Origin of the sequence: Spirosoma sp. 48-14, from assembly GCF_001898575.1 — a bacterium.
Classification (GTDB): Bacteria; Bacteroidota; Bacteroidia; order Cytophagales; family Spirosomataceae; genus Spirosoma.
Window position 1 is genome coordinate 24,055 of the sequence record NZ_MKUD01000020.1, and the last position, 21,705, is coordinate 45,759.

A 21,705-nucleotide genomic window follows, 5' to 3' on the forward strand; every position below is an offset into this window, starting at 1 on the left:
TTTATTATGCCAATAATGGTTTAATAACATTACCATGCACATCGGTCAATCGATACCGGCGGCCTTGGCTTTTAAAGGTTAGTTTTTCATGATCGACACCCAGCAAATGCAATACCGTAGCCTGGAAATCGTGAACGTGAACCGGCTCATTAATGACGTTATATCCAAAGTCGTCGGTTTCGCCATAAACGAGTCCTTTTTTTACGCCCGCTCCGGCCATCCAGATGGTAAACGCTCTGGGGTGATGGTCGCGTCCGTAGTTGTCGCGGGTTAATTTGCCCTGTGAGTAGGCTCCCCGCCCAAACTCTCCACCCCAGATTACCAGCGTGTCGTCCAAAAGACCCCGTTGTTTCAAATCCATAACCAGTGCTGCCGACGGCTGATCAACGCTTTTGGTCTGAATTTTAATGTCGTTGGGCAGGTTACCGTGCTGATCCCATCCCTGGTGGTATAACTGGACAAACTTCACATCTTTTTCGATGAGCTTACGGGCTAGCAGACAATTGGCCGCAAATGTACCTGGCTTACGACTCTCAGGTCCGTACATATCGAAAATGTAATCGGGTTCTTTCGAAATATCAAGCGTTTCGGGCACTGACGTTTGCATCCGATAGGCCATTTCGTACTGCGCCATGCGGTTGTTGATTTCCGGGTCCAGCACATGTTTGAATTGTTCCTGATGCATCTTACCCAGGTAATTAAGCATACGCCGACGGCTTGTCTTGTCAATGCCGGGCGGGTTGTTCAGGTAATAGACCGGGTCGGGGCCCGATCGGAATACAACGCCCTGATGAACCGAGGGCAGAAACCCATTGCTCCACAATTTGGCATATAGTGGCTGGTCACCATCGCGGCCTTTCGACAAAAGCACCACAAAAGCGGGTAAGTTCTGATTGTCGGAACCTAACCCATAGCTTACCCACGACCCAAAGCTGGGTCGTCCGGCCTGTTGGCTACCCGTTTGAAAAAAGGTAACGGCTGGATCGTGGTTGATGGCTTCGGTATGAAGTGACCGCACGAAAGTCAGATCGCCAGCTAACCGGGAAATATTGGGCAGTAATTCACTTATCCACATTCGGCCGGGGCCGTACTGGGCAAATTTATATTTGGAAGCGGCCAATGGGAAACGGCTTTGCCCAGCGGTCATTCCAGTCAGGCGCTGGCCTTTTCGAACCGATTCGGGCAGATCCTGACCCCACATGGCTTCTAATTTGGGCTTATAATCATATAGCTCCAGTTGCGAGGGCGCTCCACTCTGGAACAGGTAGATAACGCGTTTGACTTTGGGCGGGAAATGAGGTTTGCCGACGATTGGGTTATCACCAGGCGAACTCATACTGGACGATCCGCCAAACAAGTTGGTTGGATTGAGCAGCGAAGCGAGGGCAATAGTGCCTAAGCCTGCGCTGGTCTGGCCCAGAAAAGTACGGCGGCTCAGTTGGTCATGAAGGTGATCCTGAATGTCCATCGTTACAGGTTGTTTTGTTTGCGTTATACGCCTTGCTGTTTTTACCATCATTAATAGCCCTGGCTATCGGGAATGGCGGTGTAGCAACTGACACACATGACAGCGAAGCGAATGACTATCGTTTAATAATCGCTTCGTCAAAATTCATTACCGTACTACTCACCACCGTCCAGGCGGCTAGTTCGGCAGGGTTCTGATGTGTATCAATCGGATATTCACCTACCGATAACAACTCAGCCGCTCGCTTGGGATTCTTCTTAAAGTCGGCCAGTTCCTCGGCATAGAGTTGTTGCATTAATGTTACTTCCTCTGCACGGGCCGGGCGGCTGATCACAGCTTTGAACAGGTCGTTGATTACCTTTCTTTCATCCTGTTTGCCTGCATCCTGTTGTCCTATTCGCTGGGCTAATACTCGCGCGGCTTCGACAAACTGCGGATCATTGAGGGTGACCAGTGCCTGCAGCGGGGTGTTGGTTTTCTGGCGTTTGACGATACAGGTATGCCGTTCGGCTGCATCGAAGTTCAACATCATGGGCGGTGGCGACGAACGCTTCCAGATGGTGTACATCGACCGTCGATAGAGACTATCTTTATGATTCTGAACGTATTTGACCGCATTTCGGGTAGCCAGAGCCTCCCAGATACCGGCTGGTTGATAGGGATGGACACTAGGGCCGCCAATTCGTTGCGTGAGAAGTCCACTGACGGCCAGTGCATTATCCCGCACCTGCTCGGCCGACATCCGATAGCTAGCTCCCCGGGTCAGATACAGATTATCCGGATCAGCTTCTCGGTCTTTTTCAGATACGGTCGATGACTGGCGGTAGGTGGCCGACATCACAATTTCTTTGTGTAACGCTTTTAAGTTCCAGCCGTGCGGACCGCCAGATTCCCTAAACCGTACAGCCAGATAGTCCAGTAATTCGGGATGGCTTGGCAACGCCCCCTGATTGCCAAAATCGTCACTGTTTTTGGCTAACCCCTGTCCGAAATACTGTTGCCATACTCGATTCACAATTACCCGGCTGAACAGGGGGTTTTTGTCTGACAGCAGCCATTGCGCCAAACCCAATCGGTTTTTGGGAAGATCGTCGTCGAGTGGATTCAGGCTGTGTAAAACGGCTGGGGTGACAACCTCGCCCGGTGCGTCGTAAGCCCCACGCTTCAGCAGATGAGTTTCGCGGGGCGTCTTTCGCTCTTCCATCACCATCACCTGGTCGGAGTTGGTGTAGAGCATGAGCTGTTCCCCACGCAGTTTCATAGCCTGCGCAAAGGTATTTCTATAAACAGGGTCTTGGGTGGTCACATAATAGTTGTACAGGCCTGACCGCTGCTCGGGCGTTCGGTTAGCGGTATGCAGGGCATTGGCCAGCGCGTCGGCCTGACCAGCCAGTCGGGGTATTTCCAGTGGTGTCAGGCAGCGGTTGTAAATGCGGAGTTCGTCAACGGCAAAATCTTTGTAGAAGTTATCATGCATCCGGCCTACATAAAACGAATGCTGAGCCCAGTGGGTGCGATCTTTACCCCATACCATACTGTGAATCAGATGATCGGCAACGACTTTCGTATGCATGGGTTTGCCATTCAGATACAGATGCACGCCCTGAGCCTGGCCCATCCCATCGTAGGTCAACGCCACCTGAAACCACTGATGAACGGGTACTTTCTCTGTCGTTTCCACATCAATGGCATTGGACGGCCAAACATGGCTGAGTGTCAGTTTAAGGCGACCGTCGGCTAATAGGTCGAGCTGGTAACCGCGTTGCCCATCCATCGGTCCTGTAGTCCTGCCCAGAAAGGTCAGCGCCATATTGGGCTTCGCCAGGTTGAACCAGCTACTAATAGAGAACGGCTCGTTTTGTTCGAAAGCCCCGAATTTCGAGGGTAGTTCAATGTAGCTATCTCCGGGGAAATAACGCGCCTTTCCAAATCGCCCCGGAACAGTATAAGGCACCTTGTCAGGGTCGCCACTTAAGCGAGCAGGAATGGTATCGTCGACCGAGTTTTCGAAGGCGTTTCGCGGGTCTTTCCAGAGTTCTTCCTTGGTTTTGCGCTTAGGAGGCTCTTTCTTTTCCGGCTGTTTTTCGGCCGGTTTTTTTGACTTGGCCCGTGCTTCCTCTTCTTTTTTGCGCTTTTCGTCCTCCAGTTTTCGTTTTTCCCGATCTGCTTTTACGAAGGCGCTAATATCGGTTCGGTCAGCTTCGTCAAAGGTATAGTGGGCAATCAGGCCCGAGTCGATGGAGGAGAGCGGTCGTTTGGCAGCCTGCCCCAGCCATTGACCGAATCGTTTCTGATAGTCGGGCGGATTGGGATTAAGCTGCTGTTCAAGTGGCGTAAGACGCTCGCGTATGAACTTAATTTTGGCGTCCGTTTCGGGCTTGGTCAACGTAATGGTCGGGGCGGCTTCGCCATTGTACGGAATCTGTCCCCGGTCGTTATTACTGTTAAAAAATGCGAACAGTGAGTAATAATCTTTCTGGCTGATGGGATCATACTTGTGATCATGGCAGCGGGCACATTCGACCGTTAGGCCCAGCATGGCCTTCCCAAAGGTGTTGGTGCGATCGGCTACATATTCGACCCGATACTCTTCATCAACAATACCACCTTCCTGACTCTGCTGGTGATTGCGATTGAAGGCTGTTGCGATGAGCTGGTCACGATTCGGATTCGGCAGTAGATCGCCCGCTAGCTGCCAGGTAATAAATCGGTCGAAGGAGAGGTTCCGATTGTAAGCCCGAATGACCCAGTCCCGATAAGGCCACATGGTGCGAAGACCGTCGTCCTGATAGCCATGGGTATCGGCATAGTGGGCCACATCGAGCCATTCGACAGCCTGACGTTCGCCATAATGAGGGTTATTCAGCAGCCGATTTACGACTTTCTCGTACGCATTTGGGGATTTATCAGCCAGGAACGCATCAATTTCGGCTGGAGTAGGAGGCAGGCCAATCAGATCGAGGCTTACCCGTCGAAGCAGGGTTGTCTTGTCGGCTTCGGGTGCATGCCCCAGCTTTTTGGCTTCCTGTTTGGCCAGGATGAATCGGTCGATGTCGTTTTTAGCCCACTGCTGGTCTTTCACCTGTGGGATTTCGGGCATCGTGGGCGCAATGAGCGACCAGTGTTCTTTGTATTCGGCCCCCTGTTCGATCCATCGCAGCAAAAGAGCTTTTTCTTCAGTCGTCAGGCTCAGGTTTGATTTGGGCGTGGGCATCATTTCCTCCGGGTCGGTGCTGAGGATACGATGGGCCAACTCGCTTTTGGCCAGATTGCCAGGGACGATGGCGGTATGTCCCGTTTTCTGTAAAGCTTCATAAGCCCCTTCGGGCGTGTCTAGCCGGAGTCCTGCCTGTTGTTTGGCTTTATCGGGGCCATGGCAGGCAAAGCACCGATCCGACAGAATTGGCTTAACGTGCAGGTTGTAATCGACTTTTTCGGGTAGGGTAGCTTCAACGGCAATAAGTTCAGCCGGTTTTTCGATGGATGTTCGGCAAGACGTCAACCAGACGGAAGCACCAAACAGGCCAATCGTTGCGCTAAGCAGAACGTATCGGAATCGTATGTCAGACCAAATGAGCATACAAACAAGATAAAGCGTTGGGATACTATTACAAAAATAACAAAGAAAAATCCAAAAATGTGCAGTTTTTCTGACAGTATTAACAGGATAAAACAGGGTTTTACTTAACCATTAATCCTGGTAATACTGTCAGAAAAGGTACTATTTGGCTGGTTCGGCTGTTTTAGCCAGTTCAGCAATTGCCTGTTCGCTGAGCCCACCAATCACGTCCAGTTTAGGCATGGCCTTTTTTAAGTTCGCTACACCCTGATCGGTTACTTTGGTTTGCCAGAGATAAACCGTTTTAAGGTTTTTCAGATTTGTTAACTCTGCCAGACCAGCATCCGTAACACCCGTGCCATACAGATTTAGGTATTCGAGGTTGGGTAGGTTCTTAAGCTGTTTCAGCCCTGCATCGGTAATTTTAGTCTGCTCCAGATGTAATTTTTGCAGGTTTTCAAGCTTGGCTACCTGGGCCAGGGCTGCATCCGAGATTTGTGTGTCGCCCAGTTTCAGCCAGACCAGCTGCTTGCTGACTTTAGGCAGTAAAGCAGCCTGGGCGTCGTTGAAACTGCGGGCGTTTACGGCGCTGACTTCGAGCTGGTTTTGTTCTTTCGATAGGGGTAATACCAATAGGCCCGCTTTCTTTAACTCATCAACCGCTTTGGGGTCGGCGGCTTCCATTTTCATGGTCAACACGGGTGATTCAGGGGCGGGAGCAGATGCTACGGTTGAGCCTCCTGCTTCAATAGGCCCACCTCCATTTAGCGAAGCCAGTACCGGACGAATGGCATCGTTGACGGTTAAATCCGACACTTTTTTGTCGAACGGGGCGCCCTGATCGATCCACCAGGTCAACAGCGCGATCTGGCCTTCCGTCAACTGGTTTTTGCCCTTGGGTGGCATATGGTGATCATCTTCTACCGGGAGTAAACAGACCTTGATCAATTCGCTGTTGGCACTTTTGCCAGAAACAAAGACGGGACCATCTTCATACCCTTTTTTGATCATCTCAGGGCTGTCGAGCCGGAGGTCGGCCTTCGATTTTTCGGCATTATGGCATTGCACGCAGCGGGTTTGCAGAATCGGATTTACGATCTGCTGATACACCATGGCCTGATTAACATCCTTGATCGGTTCAGCCTTAAAGGTTGGTTGTTTGGGAGGCAGTCCGGCTAAAGAACGGATTGGGCCAGGCGCATACTGAGTAAGATAATCGGAGCCGTGGGTCAAATTCCCCCCATTATGCCCCGCAAACAATAGGAGCAAAAGCGCAACACCGAGTGCAGGCAAATAGGCTAGTTGGGCTATAGGGATGATACGACCCAGATTTTCGGATTTTACGGACCAGGCAAGCCATGCAAAAACGGCTACGCCAATACCTTCCCATTTGTGAGAATCCAACGTTTCAGCTTCATAGCCACCACCCAGCGAAAGCATGTAACCAAACAAACAGGCCATCGTTGCGCTTACGGCCGACCAGAACAAAATAAGCGTTATCGTGTGCTGACTGACCGTATTACGGCGAGTTAATCGATCCAGTTCGAGCAGACCGGCAATCAGCAGAAAGCCGATGGGCAGATGGACAATAAGTGGGTGAAAATGTCCCCAGAATAGCACCCAGTCGGCGGGTGGCGAAACAGTAGCTTGCGCCAGAATAAATTGGTTCATACAAGAATTAAGGTCAGGCAACCCGCTCCAATTTGATTGGATATGTTTTTTTAGAAGCCCATTGAGCTACATAAACATTTTCGTCTTCATCGACCAGCACATCATGTGGATGCAGGAAAGGAGAATTAGATCGGTCTTTCCGCTGTTCGCCTAATTTCCCATCCTGATAAATTGGCTCTGTTCCGCCCGGTGTGGATACAACCCGGTCATTTTTGTCTAAGATAGTAATATAACCTGAATCGGGATAGGCATCGGATGTACTACGGAATACCGCACCATATAGGCTATTGCCGTGAATAACCGGGCGACAAATGTAAGAGCCAGGTAAGGCAATGGTAGAGAGATACTTGCCATCCAGCGAAAAGCGTTTCAGTGCATTGTGCCGCCGGTCGGTGATTAAAAGGATCGGATTGGCGGCATTACGTCGGTCTACAACAATTCCGTGACAACAGTCGAAGGTGTCATTGGTTTCGCCTTTACCACCCCAAAAACGGATCAGTTTACCGTTCTTATCGTATTGCATGACGTAATTAAGGCCATATCCATCGACAACATATATATCGCCATTGGCCGGGTTGACAGCCGTTTCGGTGGGTTTGAACAGAGTCGGGTAATCATACTTGCCCGTTTCTCTCGGATAGTCGATCTTCAAAAACTCCCTTCCGGTCAAATCCGTTTTGATAACCTGATGGCGTTCGGGGTCGGCAATGAGCAGGTATTGGTCAGCGCCTTCGCCAGCAATTGTCAGGCCGTGACCGCCTGGGTAATCGTGACCCCAGGTATCAAGCAGTTTACCCGACTTGTCGTAGATGAGTATGTTGTTTTTGGTCTCGTTGGTCAGAAGGATTATCCGGCCTTTTGCATCCTGAACCATCTCGTGACAATCGTTGACCGGGTTTTTGGAGGTATCTAAAACACCCCAGCCCGGTACTACCCGATACTTAAATCCATTATGACCTAATACCACGGTATCCGCTTTACGCTGGTAGGGATTGGCAGAAAGAATCGTTGGCGCTGCCAAGGTGGTTGCAGTTGCCAGGGCTGTTTGTCTGGCAAAAGATCGACGCGAAAGAAAAGAGGCCATGAGCGTACTCTATTGTTTTCCTGAAAAAGTAACGAAGTGCCAATCTTTACTGCTACCATGTACAATAGAAAAGCAGCCCATTGAGGATCGATCCTTAATGGGCTGCTTTTCTATAAAAGACGCAAAAACTAGTTGTTGCCCTGTTCGTTGTCGCCATCGCCTGGGCCACGACGCCCCTTTCGCATTTGGCTCCGCATCGATTCCATCTTTGTGAACTGATCGGGTGTCAGGATTGACTTTAGCTTCGCTTTGTAGTCGTCGGCATTGGCTTTCAGCGCCTGCGCTTTCGTCTTGTTATCGTCCGAACCTTTCTGAATTGCATCAACCTTTTGAGCCCGCGCTAACGTGACATCATATACCTTTTTGGTCGTAGCCTCATCAAGCCCAAGCTGCTGTTTCATCCGGTCAGTCATTCGTTGAGCGCGTGTGGCTGGATCAGCCGCCTGATAGGATTGCATGGCGCGACCACGGCCCATACGTGGGCTAGTTTGGGCGGGTGCTTCCGAAGTAGCTGTTTGAGCGAGTAAGGGGAGCGATAAGAGCGAAAGCATTAGTCCGCTCAGCATAAGTTTCTTTATCATGGTTTTTGTCGTTAATCCGATTATGAGACGGGTAACGTGCGGTTCGGTTTAACGAACGCCATGATTTTAATTGCATCTTAACCGATGTATGTGTAGTTAACACATGGGTACAAAGGGCATAGTAGTCTTAGTGTTCGCCGTGGAGCCACTGTGTTTATCGGCATTAATTCGTTTGTAATGAAGTAATTAGCCGGCTGATTGTTTCTAGCCCATCAGCGTCGGTTGCGCTAAAATCATTGAGCTGGTCACTATCTACATCTAACACCATGGTTACATTGCCTGCTTTGTCAAATACAGGCACAACAATTTCGGATTGGGAAGCCGAACTACAGGCAATGTGGCCTGGAAACTGCTCAACATCGGGCACCAGAATCGTCTCTTTACGAGTATAGGCAGCCCCGCAAACGCCCTTGTTGAAAGCAATGCGCGTACAGGCAATTGGCCCCTGAAAAGGCCCTAATACCAACTGATCATTCTTTTTGAGATAAAACCCTACCCAGAAAAAGCCGAACGCTTCTTTCAGCGCTGCGGCAATATTCGCCAGATTAGCTATTAGATCCGGCTCCCCTTCGACCAGGGCAGTTAGTTGTGGAATCAGACTTTCGTAAATGGCCTGCCGGTCAGTTGTTTGCGGGATGATGAGTGTCTCAGCCATAAGGACGATTTATGATATAGGGAGCTATACCCTACATCGTTTAGTTTCTTGTGAAGAACTGGATAAGCACGATGCTCAATGTGGTAAACAAAGTGCTGGCAACAACCCGAATAAGTGTTGGGATAATCAACGACAGGCTGCTGGCTTCAATAAAGAACAGCGCTGTATGGTGAATAAGTGCCAATATGATGACATACCGGAAGAAAGCACCTGTACCTAATTCTTTCAGTGAAAATTCGATACGGGATTCGAGGCCTGGCACGTCTATTTGTGCCCGAACAATAAACGGTCGGCAATAGGCCATCAGCACCGTTGCGGCCGCATGCATACCTAACGTATTGTAAAACATATCGACGATGATACCTGTCACGAAAGCAATGAGCAACAGCCAGGTCAGGCTTGTTTCATTGGGCAGGAGCAGGATACAGGCGATATAAACAAAGCAAAATGCATAATCGAAGAGCACCAGATTCCGTACAAGCACAATTTGCAATACGAGGTAGAGCAAAAACAGCAATACGGTCGATACGATTTCGCGTAAAGTCATTGGGTAAAAGTTGTCAGTCAAAGGTCGTTAACAATAGCCATTTGGATAAGCTACCGACTAACGGCCTCTGCTTTTATTTTTCAGTTTCAACTTGTTTTTCTAACTGATCCTGATCCGCTCTCAGTCGATTTTCGACTACGTAAACAAACGATAGATTGCTGAAATTAGTAGCCAGATTCAGAGTAAGGTCATGGAATGTCTGATTGGGCTGGACGCCTACTGTACGAACGCGACCGACTAAAATACCAGGGGGGAATGTCGAATTAAATTCAGATGTAACAACCGAATCGCCTTTGGCAACAGGCTTGTAACGAGGAATAGCATCTAACTTAATCAGGTGAGGGTCAACACCATCCCACTTGGCCGAGCCGATCTCACCTGCTTTTACCAGCTTCGATGAGACCAGAAACTCTGAATGCAGAATTGACGTGATTACCGAAAAATGCTGGTTACAGACTTTGACTTTTCCTACTACACCTGTTGGGGAAATAACCCCCATACCCGGCCGAATGCCGTCGTCGGTGCCTTTGTCGATAGTAATGTAGTTGTTGGCGAATTGCGTCGTGTTATTCACCACTTTGGCTACCGTAAATTTAAACCGATCGGCAAAAGCCGAGTCGGCCTGATATTCGGCAGGGGCAGCCGGTTTGCTTTGAAGCAATTTAGTTAGTCGAGCGTGTAATTGTTGGTTTTCGAGGGCCAGGTCAGCATTGACTTGGCGGAGGCTGGCGTATTGATTGGCTGCGTTCGACCAGGCCAGTATCTGAGCCGCATACCGATTCGAGGTATTGAAGTACGTAACGCCCCAATAGTTGCTGGTGTTGATGATGAAGTAAAAACAGAGTACTTCCAGCAACACAAACAGGATGAAGTTCCGGCTTCGTAAGAAAAAATCAACTAACTCTCCCATATATACAAGTAACGCGGGAGGAGACCCGCGCTCTATAGCGATTTTGTGATCACCTACAGAGCACGGGTTTCTACCCGCGTTACTTTAACTAATCAGAACAGATTTATACAAATCCAGATTCTTGATCACTTCACCGGTACCCTTCACAACGGCTTTGAGTGGATCATCGGCTACGTGAATTGGTAGTTTGGTTTTCGCTCCCAGCCGCTTATCCAGACCATGCAACAATGCCCCACCACCCGTCAGGTGAATACCATTGGTGTAAATGTCGGCTGACAGCTCCGGTGGCGAAATCTCGAGGGCTTTCATAGTAGCCTCTTCAATCTTCGAGATCGACTTATCGAGTGAGTAGGCGATTTCGCTGTAGGTAACCTTGATTTCTTTTGGGATACCCGTCATCAGGTCACGACCCCGGATTTCATAATCGGCTGGAGGATTGTCGAGTTCAGGCAGGGCTGAACCAACTTCCATTTTGATTTGCTCGGCCGACCGTTCACCAATGAGCAGGTTGTGTTCCCGACGCATGTAATCGACAATGTCCCGTGTAAAGACGTCGCCCGCAATCCGGATCGACTGTTCACATACGATACCAGAAAGGGCGATTACGGCAATCTCAGTAGTGCCACCGCCGATGTCAACAATCATCGTACCGTTGGGCTGGGTGATGTCGATACCGATACCGATGGCTGCGGCAATCGGCTCATGTACCATATACACTTCCTTAGCCCCGGCATGCTCAGCAGAGTCTTTAACGGCCCGTTTTTCTACTTCGGTAATCCCCGACGGAATACAGATGACCATTCGGTGCGAGGGCGAAAATAGCTTGCTGCCCGTATCGATCATCTTAATCATGCCCCGAATCATGAGTTCGGCTGCCGTAAAATCGGCAATAACACCATCTTTCAGGGGGCGAATGGTTTTGATATTTTCGTTCGTCTTTTCATGCATCTGCATGGCCTTGTGGCCAATCGCCAGCACTTTTCCGCTGACTTTGTCCATTGCAATAATCGAAGGCTCATCCACCACAATCCTGTCCTTGTGAATAATCAAGGTATTCGCTGTGCCCAGGTCAATTGCAATGTCGCTGGTTAGAAAATTAAAAAGTCCCATTATAGGTTGACGCAGAACGCCTTATTACGAGTACTGATTTTTTGAAAAGTGTACAAAAATAGGGAGAATCTGACAAAATTCCCGTTCCAATCGTACGTCTGGATAAATAGTTTTTCCGGCACTCCAATAATTGGTTTGTAACGATAATAAGGCAAATCTGAGGTAAAGGCAAAACCTTATCCCCTCCGCATCTCAGTGCGAAGACTGTCGAAAAGCGCTATAAACTTCTGACAAGCTTGTTTCGATGAGAGTGGAATTTTCCAATAAGCTCGACGAAAACCGGGGTCTGTAGCGTCAGTGATGGCTGTTCCCTTTTGTAAAAAGAACTCGACCTGATACGCGCCCTTTCCGCTTTTGCTCCAATCCAGATGAGTTGTTTCTTGTAACGGAAAAACATGGTTGTTAATTTGAATCGCATACGCTTTGGCGAGCGGTTTAATAACCGTTGCCGACGCAGGGAGACTTGTTTGTTGAAGGAGCATTTGCATTGTAGCCAGGGTGGCATCAATGCGCTCTTGAGCTATACATGGTCCTGTTCCGAGCGAAATAATTACCAGCGCGAAAATGATTTTTTTCATATGAATTGCGTTTTTTAGCACTAGATGCGCTTAATCATCAACAAGGTTGCAGACCAGTAACAATATTTGAACAATAACGTACAGCAAAGCTGATAAATCAGTAGTTGCTTCAGGCAGAAATAACCGTTTAAAAAGCCATTCTGACTAACCCGGTCATGGGCATAGTCTACAAAGTAGAATCTCCATTACCTTTGCAGTATTATGGGTATTCGTTCGGTTGTGAGTAAGCCGTTGGCTAAGTGGGTAGTAGAACGTCAGCAAGACTGGATGTTTCGACCGGCTCAGGCTCAGCAAAACTGGTTTCAGAAATTAGTTGAAGGTGGAAAAGATACGGTGTTTGGACGCGACCACCGACTGAAAGACGTACGAACAGTTGACGAGTTTCGGCAGGCCGTTCCCGTTCGTGACTATGAAGACCTGAAGCCATACATCGAACAGGTTTTGCATGGCGATTCCGACGTTCTGTGGAAAGGGAAACCGTTGTACTTCGCCAAAACGTCGGGTACCACCTCGGGTACCAAATATATCCCGATCACGAGCGATTCGATTCCGAATCATATCAACTCGGCCCGAGATGCCCTGCTGAACTACGTGGCCGAAACGGGCAACAGCGCCTTTCTGGATAAAAAGCTTATTTTTCTTTCGGGTAGTCCCGAACTGACACAGAAAGCAGGGATCAATATTGGTCGGTTGTCGGGCATTGTCAATCACCACGTTCCAGCCTATCTGCGCACCAATCAGATGCCCACCTACGAAACCAATACCATCGAAGACTGGGAAACGAAGCTGGAGAAAATCATCGACGAGACCTTACCAGAACCGATGTCGCTGATTTCCGGTATTCCGCCCTGGGTGCAGATGTACTTCGATCGGATTCAGGAGCGGACAGGCAAACTAATCAAAGACGTTTTCCCTGACTTTTCGCTCTTTGTGTACGGAGGGGTGAATTTTGAGCCTTATCGCGCCAAATTGTTTGAGAGCATCGGCAAGCGCATTGATTCCATTGAGACCTACCCCGCTTCAGAAGGATTCATTGCGTTTCAGGATTCGCAGGCCGAAGAAGGTCTGTTGATGCTCCTGAACAGCGGTATTTTTTTCGAATTTATTGCCGCTGACGAATTCTATTCGGAAAACCCGCGCCGACTGACTATTGACGAGGTGGAGTTGGGTAAAAACTATGCAGTAATCATCAACAATAACGCGGGGCTTTGGGGATATTCCATCGGCGATACGGTTAAGTTCGTGTCGCGCGAACCTTATCGCTTATTGGTAACCGGTCGGATCAAGCATTTTATTTCAGCTTTTGGTGAGCACGTTATTGGCGAAGAGGTAGAAAAGGCCTTGCAGTTTGCCATGCAGAAGCATCCTGAAACTGAAGTGGTTGAATTTACGGTTGCGCCGATGGTTAGTCCGAAAGAAGGGCTGCCTTACCACGAATGGTTCATCGAATTTGCTACACCCCCACATGACCCAGTTGCGTTCGCAAAGGACTTAGACAATCGCCTGATCGAACTGAACGTTTATTACGATGACCTGATTACAGGCTCTATCTTACAGCCGCTCAAATTAATAGCCTTGCCACGGGGTACCTTTCAGCGCTATATGAAGTCTCAAGGAAAGCTGGGCGGCCAAAACAAAGTCCCACGCCTAAGCAATGACCGCAAAATCGCCGAGGGGTTGTTGCAGGTAGTGCAAAATGTATAATGGTTAATGAACAATGAAAATAACAGGCATTGACATTGGCGAATACCGCCAGTTTAAAAATATAAAGTTTGATTTTACCTACCCGGCTGATCATCCAAAAGCAGGACAGCCGTTAGAAAAAGTATGTTTCATTGGGCAGAGTGGAACGGGTAAGACAACGTTGTTGACTATTATTTGGAATTTCTTTCAGCTACTTGAAGATAGTTATCTTGCCATAAATAATCAAGAAATTATACACAGCAATTGGGGTAAGTTTGATTTTTTTAGTAGTCCACTCTCAATTATAATTGAAAATAAAGGTTCAGTATATTCTTATCAAACCGAAGACTTAAGTAAGTATGATAGACTTATTAATGTAAGAATAGGTATTTTAATGAAATGGCTTGAAAATAATAATCTAATAGATACTATTAAAAATACTCAGAAGCTATCTCTATTAATAAAAGAATCTATTGCCCGAGAAGCAGATGCATTCTTATTTGATCAAAAAAATCAGCCTCAAACTTTTTCTGATTTTATTAAAACCGATACGCAGGTTGAAAAAGAAAAGGTAGACTATGAGGGGCGTATTAGTACAGCAGGGTCTAAGAAAGTTATTTCATTAGGCGATATGCAATCATTATCTACCTGGCAGTATTTACTTAAAGAGATTGATGATTATGATGAGGCCACAGTAACTCAGATCAAAAATATTATTCAAAATACGCCTAAGGCTACTGTCACAGAGGAACTGCAAAAGTGGGTAGAGGCTGATCCGCGTATTAAGCTAGCAGAGGAATGTCTGAACCCGATTTTAAATTACTTTTTTCTAGAATTAAATGATGGCGAGACAGGAAATGTTCCTATTACGCTACGTACTAGGCAAGGCGTTAAAATAGATAGTTCAAATATGAGCACAGGCACACGCCAACTTCTAGCAACCGCTATTCCCATCTACAAATTTGATACAACAGACACAGTAATACTTTTCGACGAGCCCGAACGTTCACTATTTCCAGATATTCAACGTCGCTTGATCCAATATTATAAGGATCTAGCCCCCCAAGCTCAATTCTTCTTTGCAACTCACTCGCCGATCATTGCATCCGCCTTTGAGCCATGCGAACGGTTCATTTTGTATTTTGATGAAAACGGTGAGGTGAAATGCCGAAACGGGGTAGCGCCCATTGGCGATGACCCAAATGATGTCTTACGGCAGGATTTTGGTTTGAATGAACTCATGCTGGATAAAGGATTAGAAGCTTATCAGGAATATCGCCGTCTAGGGTCATTAATCCGGCAAGAAACCGATGAGAAAAGGAAAAATGAGTTGATCGCTGATCGTATTGAGTTAGGTAATCGTTATAATTTTTGAGTTGGATGCGACGAATTGATAAACCAGCCGATTCAAAAGTTCTTTCAAAGAAGTTAACATACAAAGACGGTGGAGATAATAAAAAGTTGGCACAAGCGCTTTGTGATGAACAGTTTAATATTTGTGCTTATACAGAAACGTATTTAGGTCGGGCTGATAAGAAAGATATTGAACATTTTAACCCTACGATCAAAGGTACGCTAGATGACAACTATGAAAATTGGTTTCTAGTTAAGGCGCAGTGGAATAGTGAGAAGGGTAAAAAATGGGTAGATTTTCAGCCTGTTTTATACCCGACAGCACATGACTTTGAACAACGTATTATTTACTTCGAGGGGAATTATGATACTGCTAATCCCAATGACTTAGAAGCAACCAATCTGATCCAATTACTGAAGCTGGACGATCCTTTGCTCGCAGATACTCGTAAGCGATACATACAACGGATCAAAAGTACTATTAATTATTCTGGGAAAACTAACCAGGATTTTATTGATGATTTACTGGTCACCGATCCTGATGGTCTTTATTTCATCCGGGCCATTGAAGAAGAATTGAATGTTAAAGTCAATTTTGACTTGCTAAGAACTAAATGACTGAAATTAAAAAACGACATATTGCCATTCTGGGTTCGACCGGTTCGATCGGTACGCAGGCTGTAGAGGTAATAAAAGCGCATCCCGACCAGTTTCAGGTGGAAGTGCTAACCACCAATAATAACGCCCATCTGCTCATTGAGCAGGCCATTGACTTACAGCCTAATGTAGTGGTTATCTGCAATGAAGATCGCTACGATCAGGTCTTTTCGGCCCTCGATCCGCTGGGCATTAAGGTATATGCAGGTGCCAAAGCCATTGCTTCGGTAGTTCAGATGGATGCTATCGACATGGTCTTGACAGCTATGGTTGGCTATGCTGGTCTGCTGCCGACGATCAAGGCCATTGAAGGCGGGAAGTCGATCGCTCTGGCCAATAAAGAGACGCTCGTAGTAGCGGGTGAACTCATTACGCGGCTGGCGGCTCAGAAAGGTGTCAATATCTACCCCGTCGATTCGGAACATTCAGCGATTTTTCAATGTCTGGTTGGTGAGTTTCACAACCCCATCGAGAAAATTATCCTGACAGCCTCGGGAGGCCCGTTTCGGGGGAAAACACGGGAATTTTTATCGACGGTAACAAAGGCTCAAGCCCTGAAACACCCAAACTGGGCGATGGGGGCCAAGATAACCATCGATTCAGCTACGTTGATGAACAAAGGGCTGGAGGTGATCGAGGCCAAGTGGTTATTTGGCCTGCGATCTGATCAGATTGAGGTAGTCGTACATCCACAGAGCATTATTCACTCGTTGGTTCAGTTCGAAGACGGGAGTCTGAAGGCGCAAATGGGATTGCCCGATATGCGTTTGCCGATCCAGTTTGCGCTAGGTTATCCGAATCGGATCAAGTCCGATTTTCCGCGCTTCAATTTTATGGATTATCCTTCCTTAACATTCGAGCAGCCCGACCGTACTACCTTCCGAAACCTGCAACTAGCTTTCGACGCGCTCGATAAAGGAGGCAATGCTCCTTGCATTATCAATGCGGCCAATGAGGTAGCCGTTGACGCATTTTTGAATGATCAGATTGGATTCCTGGAGATTTCGGAAATTATCGAAAGTTGCCTGACCAAATCTTCATTTGTGCAAAGTCCAACCTACGACGACTACGTACGTACGGATGAAGAGACGCGCCGGTTGGCTACCGAACGAATTAAAAGTTTGGTTTAGCTGTTTGCATTATATGACCTAAACATAACGTTTTAACCGTCATAACCTACTACATTTAGGTTGCCGAAGTGGTTTATCGGGCAAGCTTTCCTAAACTAAGTCGTTAAATAGTCTTAAAAGAAACCTCTCATAAAGGCCCGCCAAAGCGGTTTTTGAATACATGGAAATTTTAGTGATGGCCGGACAGCTCATTCTGGGCCTGTCCATCTTGGTTGGATTACACGAGTTAGGACACCTGCTGGCTGCCAAAGCATTTGGTATGCGAGTTGAACAATATTTTATCGGATTTCCCCCGAAAGTATGGAGTATAAAGCGGGGTGAAACCGAATACGGGGTGGGGGCGATTCCACTGGGTGGTTTTGTGAAGATTTCTGGAATGATCGACGAATCGCTTGATACGGCCCATACCAATGCTGAACCACAACCTTATGAATTTCGCTCGAAACCAGCCTGGCAGCGATTGATCGTTATGCTCGGCGGTATCATTGTCAATGTGATCGTAGGTATTTTGATTTTTGTAATCCTGGCCTATAAAAACGGAAATACGTATCTGGCAACGAAAGATGCGAAATACGGAATTGTTGCCTACGATCTGGCCAAAAGCATTGGCTTACAGACGGGTGATAAAATTGTGAAGGTTAATGGAAAGTATATTGTCGATTTCAATGAGATCCGCAGTTCGGATGTGTTGTTGGGAAACAATAGCTATTACACCATAGAGCGGGGTGGTAAGCAGCTTGATATTTATATCCCGAATAATTTTGCCGACAAGCTTATCGGGAAGAAAGGAGATACAGAGCCATTTATTGCGCCAATAGAACCGTTTAAAGTGGGTGAACTGGCACCAGGCCAACCGGCACAGAAAGCTGGCCTTAAAACGGGCGATGTCATAACGAGCCTTAACGGTAAACCTATTCAGTTTTACCATGAGTTCGTCGAAGCGATTAAGCCATTGAAGAATAAGCCAATTACCCTGGGTATTAACCGCAGTGGAACCCCGCTTACACTACAAATGACGACGACCCCCGACGGTACAATCGGTTTTTACCGTGAATCGCTTCTGAAACTGACCACCGAAGATTACACATTTGGGCAGGCGCTGGTAGTGGGTACCAATAAGGCTTTTCAGGTGGTTTTCGACAACATTAAAGGATTTGGGAAAATCTTCCGGGGTGATGTGTCTGCCTCTAAAGCGCTAAGCGGTCCGATCGGTATTGCCCAAAATCTGTTTGGAGGTATCTGGGACTGGAATCGGTTCTGGGCCGTTACCGGGCTTCTGTCGATGGCGCTTGCCTTTATGAATGCGCTGCCGATTCCGGCCCTCGACGGTGGGCATGCAACAATTTTAGGCTATGAGATTATTTCGGGCCGTAAACCATCCGACAAGTTCTTAGAGGGAGCTCAACGGGTAGGTATGGTTATTTTGCTCTGCTTGATGGCTTTTGCTATTTTCAACGATGTATTTAAAGCCGTTTTTTAAGAAGTTTAAACGCAAAGAAGCAACAAGCAACGCAACGAATGACAGGCGATTTAGGTCGTTCGTTGCGTACTGTCTACCTCTTTGCCTTTCACTTATACTGCTTACCGCTAGTCGACCCGCCCATGATTTTCATGCCAGTGTAACGCAGATGCAGTATAACCCTAAGGAGCGATCGTTCGAAATTAGCATTCGCATATTTACAGACGATTTCGAAAAAGCCCTCTCTGAAGCGTCGCACAGCCGAATCAATCTGGAAACGAATCCCAAAGCCGACGAGCTAATTGAAAAATACGTCCTGTCGCACATTAGCTACGTAAATCCCCAAAAGCAGACCAAGCCATTAAAATATGTAGGGCATGAAGTAGAAGCGGATGCAAACTGGATTTATCTGGAAATGCCGTATGCTGAACCGTTTCGGGGCGGCTTGCTGAAACAAAATGTACTGATGGAGCTCTTTGACGATCAGGTCAATATGGTCAACATCCAGTACCAGGGCCAGAAAAAAACGTTCGTTTTTCGTAAAAACCAGCCCGTTCAGGACATATCGTTCGGTTAATAAATTTCTGAGTAAGTAAGGTTTGTAATCCGTTAATATTGTAGTAACAACGCTTTCCTGGCCAATTCGTCATGAGAATACAATTGGCATACGGATTGTATTAGGTTGATACGTACCTTGCCGTAGCTAACCCATTATTGAAGCTGCCACACTGGCAGTGTACATATGCTATTTAATAAAGACTTAACAGCCCGTTTATTGATGACCGATTTTGATTCGGATAATTTAGAGATTGTTCCGCTCGGATCACCGGAGGGGTTAGATGAAGACTATGAGTTACCGGCCAATCTTCCCATTTTGCCGGTTCGAAATACGGTATTGTTTCCGGGTATGGTTATACCCGTTACGGTCGGGCGTGCCAAGTCGATCCGGCTGGTGAAGCGTGCCTATAAAGGCAATCGGATCATTGGTGTAGTGGCTCAGCTCAATCAGCAGAAAGACGAGCCAACGGTCGATGATTTGTATCGGTTCGGAACGGTAGCCTATATCATCAAAATGATTACGCTGCCCGATGGAAATATTACGATTATTATTCAGGGGAAAAAACGGTTCGAGATTCAGCAGATTACGCAGGAAGAGCCGTTTATGACGGCTCAGGTTCGTCAGATCGATGATTCATTCCCGAACGTAAATAAGAAGGAAGGAAAAGCGTTATTGCAATCGCTGAAAGATGCGGCTTACAAAATCTTGCGGCTCAACCCCGAAATCCCTCAGGAGGCCCGTATTGCGCTGGACAATATTGAAAGCTCAACGTTCCTGCTCCACTTCCTGTCGTCGAACCTGAATGCCGATGTGGCGGATAAACAGCGCTTGCTTGAACTTATTGATGGAAGCCAGCAGGCAAGTTTACTGCTCGAATTCATGCTCCGAGAAGTGCAGCTGCTTGAGCTGAAACGGGAAATCCAGTCTAAAGCCTCTTCTGACCTCGACCAGCAGCAACGTGACTATTATCTACGTCAGCAGATGAAAGTCCTGCAGGACGAGCTGGGTATGGATAGCCCCGACCGCGATATTGATGAGTTGCGCATGAAAGCCGATCGCAAAAAATGGTCGACCGAAGTGCGTGGCCATTTCGATAAAGAACTGAATAAATTACAGCGCATCAACCCGATGGCCCCCGAATATCCGGTGACCATGAACTACGTGGAGTTGATGGTCGATCTGCCCTGGAACGAGTATACCAAGGATAATTTTGATCTGAAACGGGCTCAGAAGATTCTGGATACCGACCACTTTGGGCTTGAGAAAGTGAAGGAGCGGATTATTGAATACCTCGCCGTTCTGAAGCTGAAAAACGATATGAAAGCGCCGATTTTGTGCCTGTATGGTCCTCCGGGTGTGGGTAAAACCTCACTGGGCAAATCGGTAGCCAAGGCCCTCGGGCGTAAATACAGCCGGATGGCACTCGGTGGTGTGCATGATGAAGCCGAAATTCGTGGCCACCGGAAAACGTACATTGGTGCCATGCCGGGTAAAATCATTCAGAACATTCGGAAATGCGGTACGGCCAATCCGGTGTTTATTCTGGATGAGATCGACAAAGTAAGCTCCGACTTCCGGGGAGACCCCTCATCGGCGCTGCTCGAAGTACTTGATCCTGAGCAGAACTCAACGTTTATGGACAATTACCTCGAAACAGAGTTCGATCTGTCGCGGGTATTGTTCATCGCTACCGCCAACTCGCTCGATACCATTCATCCGGCCCTGCGCGACCGTATGGAAATCATTGATATTGCCGGGTATACCGTTGAGGAAAAAGTACAGATTGCGAAGAAGTACCTGATTCCAAAACAGCGTAAAGATCACGGGCTAAAACCCAAAGATCTGGTTATTGACGATAAAGCCATCCTGCGCATCATCGAAGGCTACACGCGTGAGTCGGGGGTTCGGAACCTGGAACAGAAAATCGGCGCTTTGGTGCGGAAGGTTGCCAAATCCATTGCAATGGAAGAAGAATACACCCACAACATTAAAGCGGGTGATATTCCAAAATTGCTGGGGGCCGAAATATTCGATAAAGAGCTCTATGCCGACGACGATATTGCGGGTGTTGTCACGGGTCTTGCCTGGACACAGGTTGGTGGTGAAATTCTGCTGATCGAATCCAGCTTAAGCCGGGGCAAAGGCGTACTGACCTTATCAGGACAGTTGGGTGAGGTGATGAAAGAATCGGCCATTACAGCACTTTCGTACCTGAAAGCACATGCCGACGATCTGGAAATCGATTACCGGATTTTCAACCATTACGATCTACATATTCATATTCCGGCTGGAGCCGTTCCGAAAGATGGCCCATCGGCGGGTATTACGATGCTAACCTCGATGGCTTCTATTTATACCCAACGCAAGGTGAAGCCCTATATCGCGATGACGGGCGAGGTTACCCTTCGTGGAAAAGTATTGCCGGTAGGGGGTATCAAAGAGAAAATTCTGGCGGCTAACCGGGCAGGCGTTAAAGAAATTATTCTCTGCTCAAAGAACCGGAAGGATATTGAAGAGGTAAACCAGACCTACATCAAAGACCTGAAATTTCACTACGTTGATACAGTGGATCAGGTACTGAGTATTGCTCTGCTCCCCGGCAAAGTGGGCAAACCTATGAAGTTTATCCTTCCCGAAGAAAAAGAACAACAACGGGAAGTTGAGAAAGTATATTAGTAGGTAATGTAAAATGAATAATGGA

General features: G+C 47.5%; 17 protein-coding genes. 7 read left to right on the plus strand and 10 right to left on the minus strand.

Annotated features, from left to right (window positions below; translation table 11 throughout):
- Positions 1-4 precede the first annotated feature (4 nt).
- From BGO59_RS12320 to BGO59_RS12365, 10 genes are all read right to left on the minus strand, one after another.
- A complete protein-coding gene (locus BGO59_RS12320) occupies positions 5-1,468 on the minus strand; it encodes a DUF1501 domain-containing protein (protein WP_293683928.1) in 1,464 nt (487 codons plus the stop codon).
- 115 nt (positions 1,469-1,583) lie between these two features.
- Positions 1,584-5,048, minus strand: a complete 3,465-nt coding sequence (locus tag BGO59_RS12325) for a DUF1553 domain-containing protein (protein ID WP_293683929.1) — start codon at positions 5,046-5,048, stop codon at positions 1,584-1,586.
- A gap of 141 nt (positions 5,049-5,189) precedes the next feature.
- Positions 5,190-6,698, minus strand: a complete 1,509-nt coding sequence (locus BGO59_RS12330) for a leucine-rich repeat domain-containing protein (protein WP_293683930.1) — start codon at positions 6,696-6,698, stop codon at positions 5,190-5,192.
- Positions 6,699-6,711: 13 nt separating this feature from the next.
- The gene (locus BGO59_RS12335) at positions 6,712-7,782 is read right to left on the minus strand and encodes a 6-bladed beta-propeller (protein ID WP_293683931.1); all 1,071 of its coding nucleotides are present in this window, start codon (positions 7,780-7,782) and stop codon (positions 6,712-6,714) included.
- A gap of 128 nt (positions 7,783-7,910) precedes the next feature.
- On the minus strand, positions 7,911-8,363 hold the full coding sequence (locus BGO59_RS12340) for a DUF4890 domain-containing protein (RefSeq protein ID WP_293683932.1): 453 nt from the start codon (positions 8,361-8,363) through the stop codon (positions 7,911-7,913).
- Between the two features lie 163 nt (positions 8,364-8,526).
- A complete protein-coding gene (locus BGO59_RS12345) occupies positions 8,527-9,018 on the minus strand; it encodes a GAF domain-containing protein (RefSeq protein WP_293683933.1) in 492 nt (163 codons plus the stop codon).
- A 40-nt stretch (positions 9,019-9,058) separates the two neighbouring features.
- Complete coding sequence (locus tag BGO59_RS12350) at positions 9,059-9,565, minus strand: hypothetical protein (protein WP_293683934.1); 507 nt, start codon at positions 9,563-9,565, stop codon at positions 9,059-9,061.
- A gap of 73 nt (positions 9,566-9,638) precedes the next feature.
- Complete coding sequence (mreC, locus tag BGO59_RS12355) at positions 9,639-10,475, minus strand: rod shape-determining protein MreC (protein WP_293683935.1); 837 nt, start codon at positions 10,473-10,475, stop codon at positions 9,639-9,641.
- An 84-nt stretch (positions 10,476-10,559) separates the two neighbouring features.
- Positions 10,560-11,585 (minus strand): rod shape-determining protein, encoded by a 1,026-nt coding sequence (locus BGO59_RS12360; protein WP_020597389.1) that lies wholly within the window; start codon positions 11,583-11,585, stop codon positions 10,560-10,562.
- Positions 11,586-11,761: 176 nt separating this feature from the next.
- Positions 11,762-12,163, minus strand: coding sequence for a hypothetical protein (locus tag BGO59_RS12365; RefSeq protein WP_293683936.1), 402 nt, complete (start codon positions 12,161-12,163; stop codon positions 11,762-11,764).
- A gap of 201 nt (positions 12,164-12,364) precedes the next feature.
- On the opposite strand from BGO59_RS12365, the gene BGO59_RS12370 reads away from it, so the two are divergent.
- The 7 genes from BGO59_RS12370 to lon all read left to right on the plus strand — a co-directional run bounded on the left by BGO59_RS12370 (position 12,365) and on the right by lon (position 21,680).
- Complete coding sequence (locus tag BGO59_RS12370; RefSeq protein WP_293683937.1) at positions 12,365-13,867, plus strand: GH3 auxin-responsive promoter family protein; 1,503 nt, start codon at positions 12,365-12,367, stop codon at positions 13,865-13,867.
- 13 nt (positions 13,868-13,880) lie between these two features.
- A complete protein-coding gene (locus tag BGO59_RS12375) occupies positions 13,881-15,221 on the plus strand; it encodes an AAA family ATPase (RefSeq protein WP_293683938.1) in 1,341 nt (446 codons plus the stop codon).
- A gap of 5 nt (positions 15,222-15,226) precedes the next feature.
- A complete protein-coding gene (locus tag BGO59_RS12380; protein ID WP_293683939.1) occupies positions 15,227-15,817 on the plus strand; it encodes a hypothetical protein in 591 nt (196 codons plus the stop codon).
- Positions 15,814-16,986 carry a 1-deoxy-D-xylulose-5-phosphate reductoisomerase gene (locus BGO59_RS12385; protein WP_293683940.1) on the plus strand — a complete coding sequence of 391 codons (1,173 nt, stop codon included), beginning with the start codon at positions 15,814-15,816 and terminating at the stop codon, positions 16,984-16,986. The genes BGO59_RS12380 and BGO59_RS12385 overlap by 4 nt, the downstream gene beginning before the upstream one ends.
- 160 nt (positions 16,987-17,146) lie before the next feature.
- Positions 17,147-18,466 (plus strand): RIP metalloprotease RseP, encoded by a 1,320-nt coding sequence (gene rseP, locus BGO59_RS12390; RefSeq protein WP_293683941.1) that lies wholly within the window; start codon positions 17,147-17,149, stop codon positions 18,464-18,466.
- A 97-nt stretch (positions 18,467-18,563) separates the two neighbouring features.
- Positions 18,564-19,022, plus strand: coding sequence for a DUF6702 family protein (locus tag BGO59_RS12395; RefSeq protein ID WP_367120201.1), 459 nt, complete (start codon positions 18,564-18,566; stop codon positions 19,020-19,022).
- Between the two features lie 165 nt (positions 19,023-19,187).
- Positions 19,188-21,680 carry an endopeptidase La gene (gene lon / locus BGO59_RS12400; RefSeq protein ID WP_293683943.1) on the plus strand — a complete coding sequence of 831 codons (2,493 nt, stop codon included), beginning with the start codon at positions 19,188-19,190 and terminating at the stop codon, positions 21,678-21,680.
- Positions 21,681-21,705: the final 25 nt, after the last annotated feature.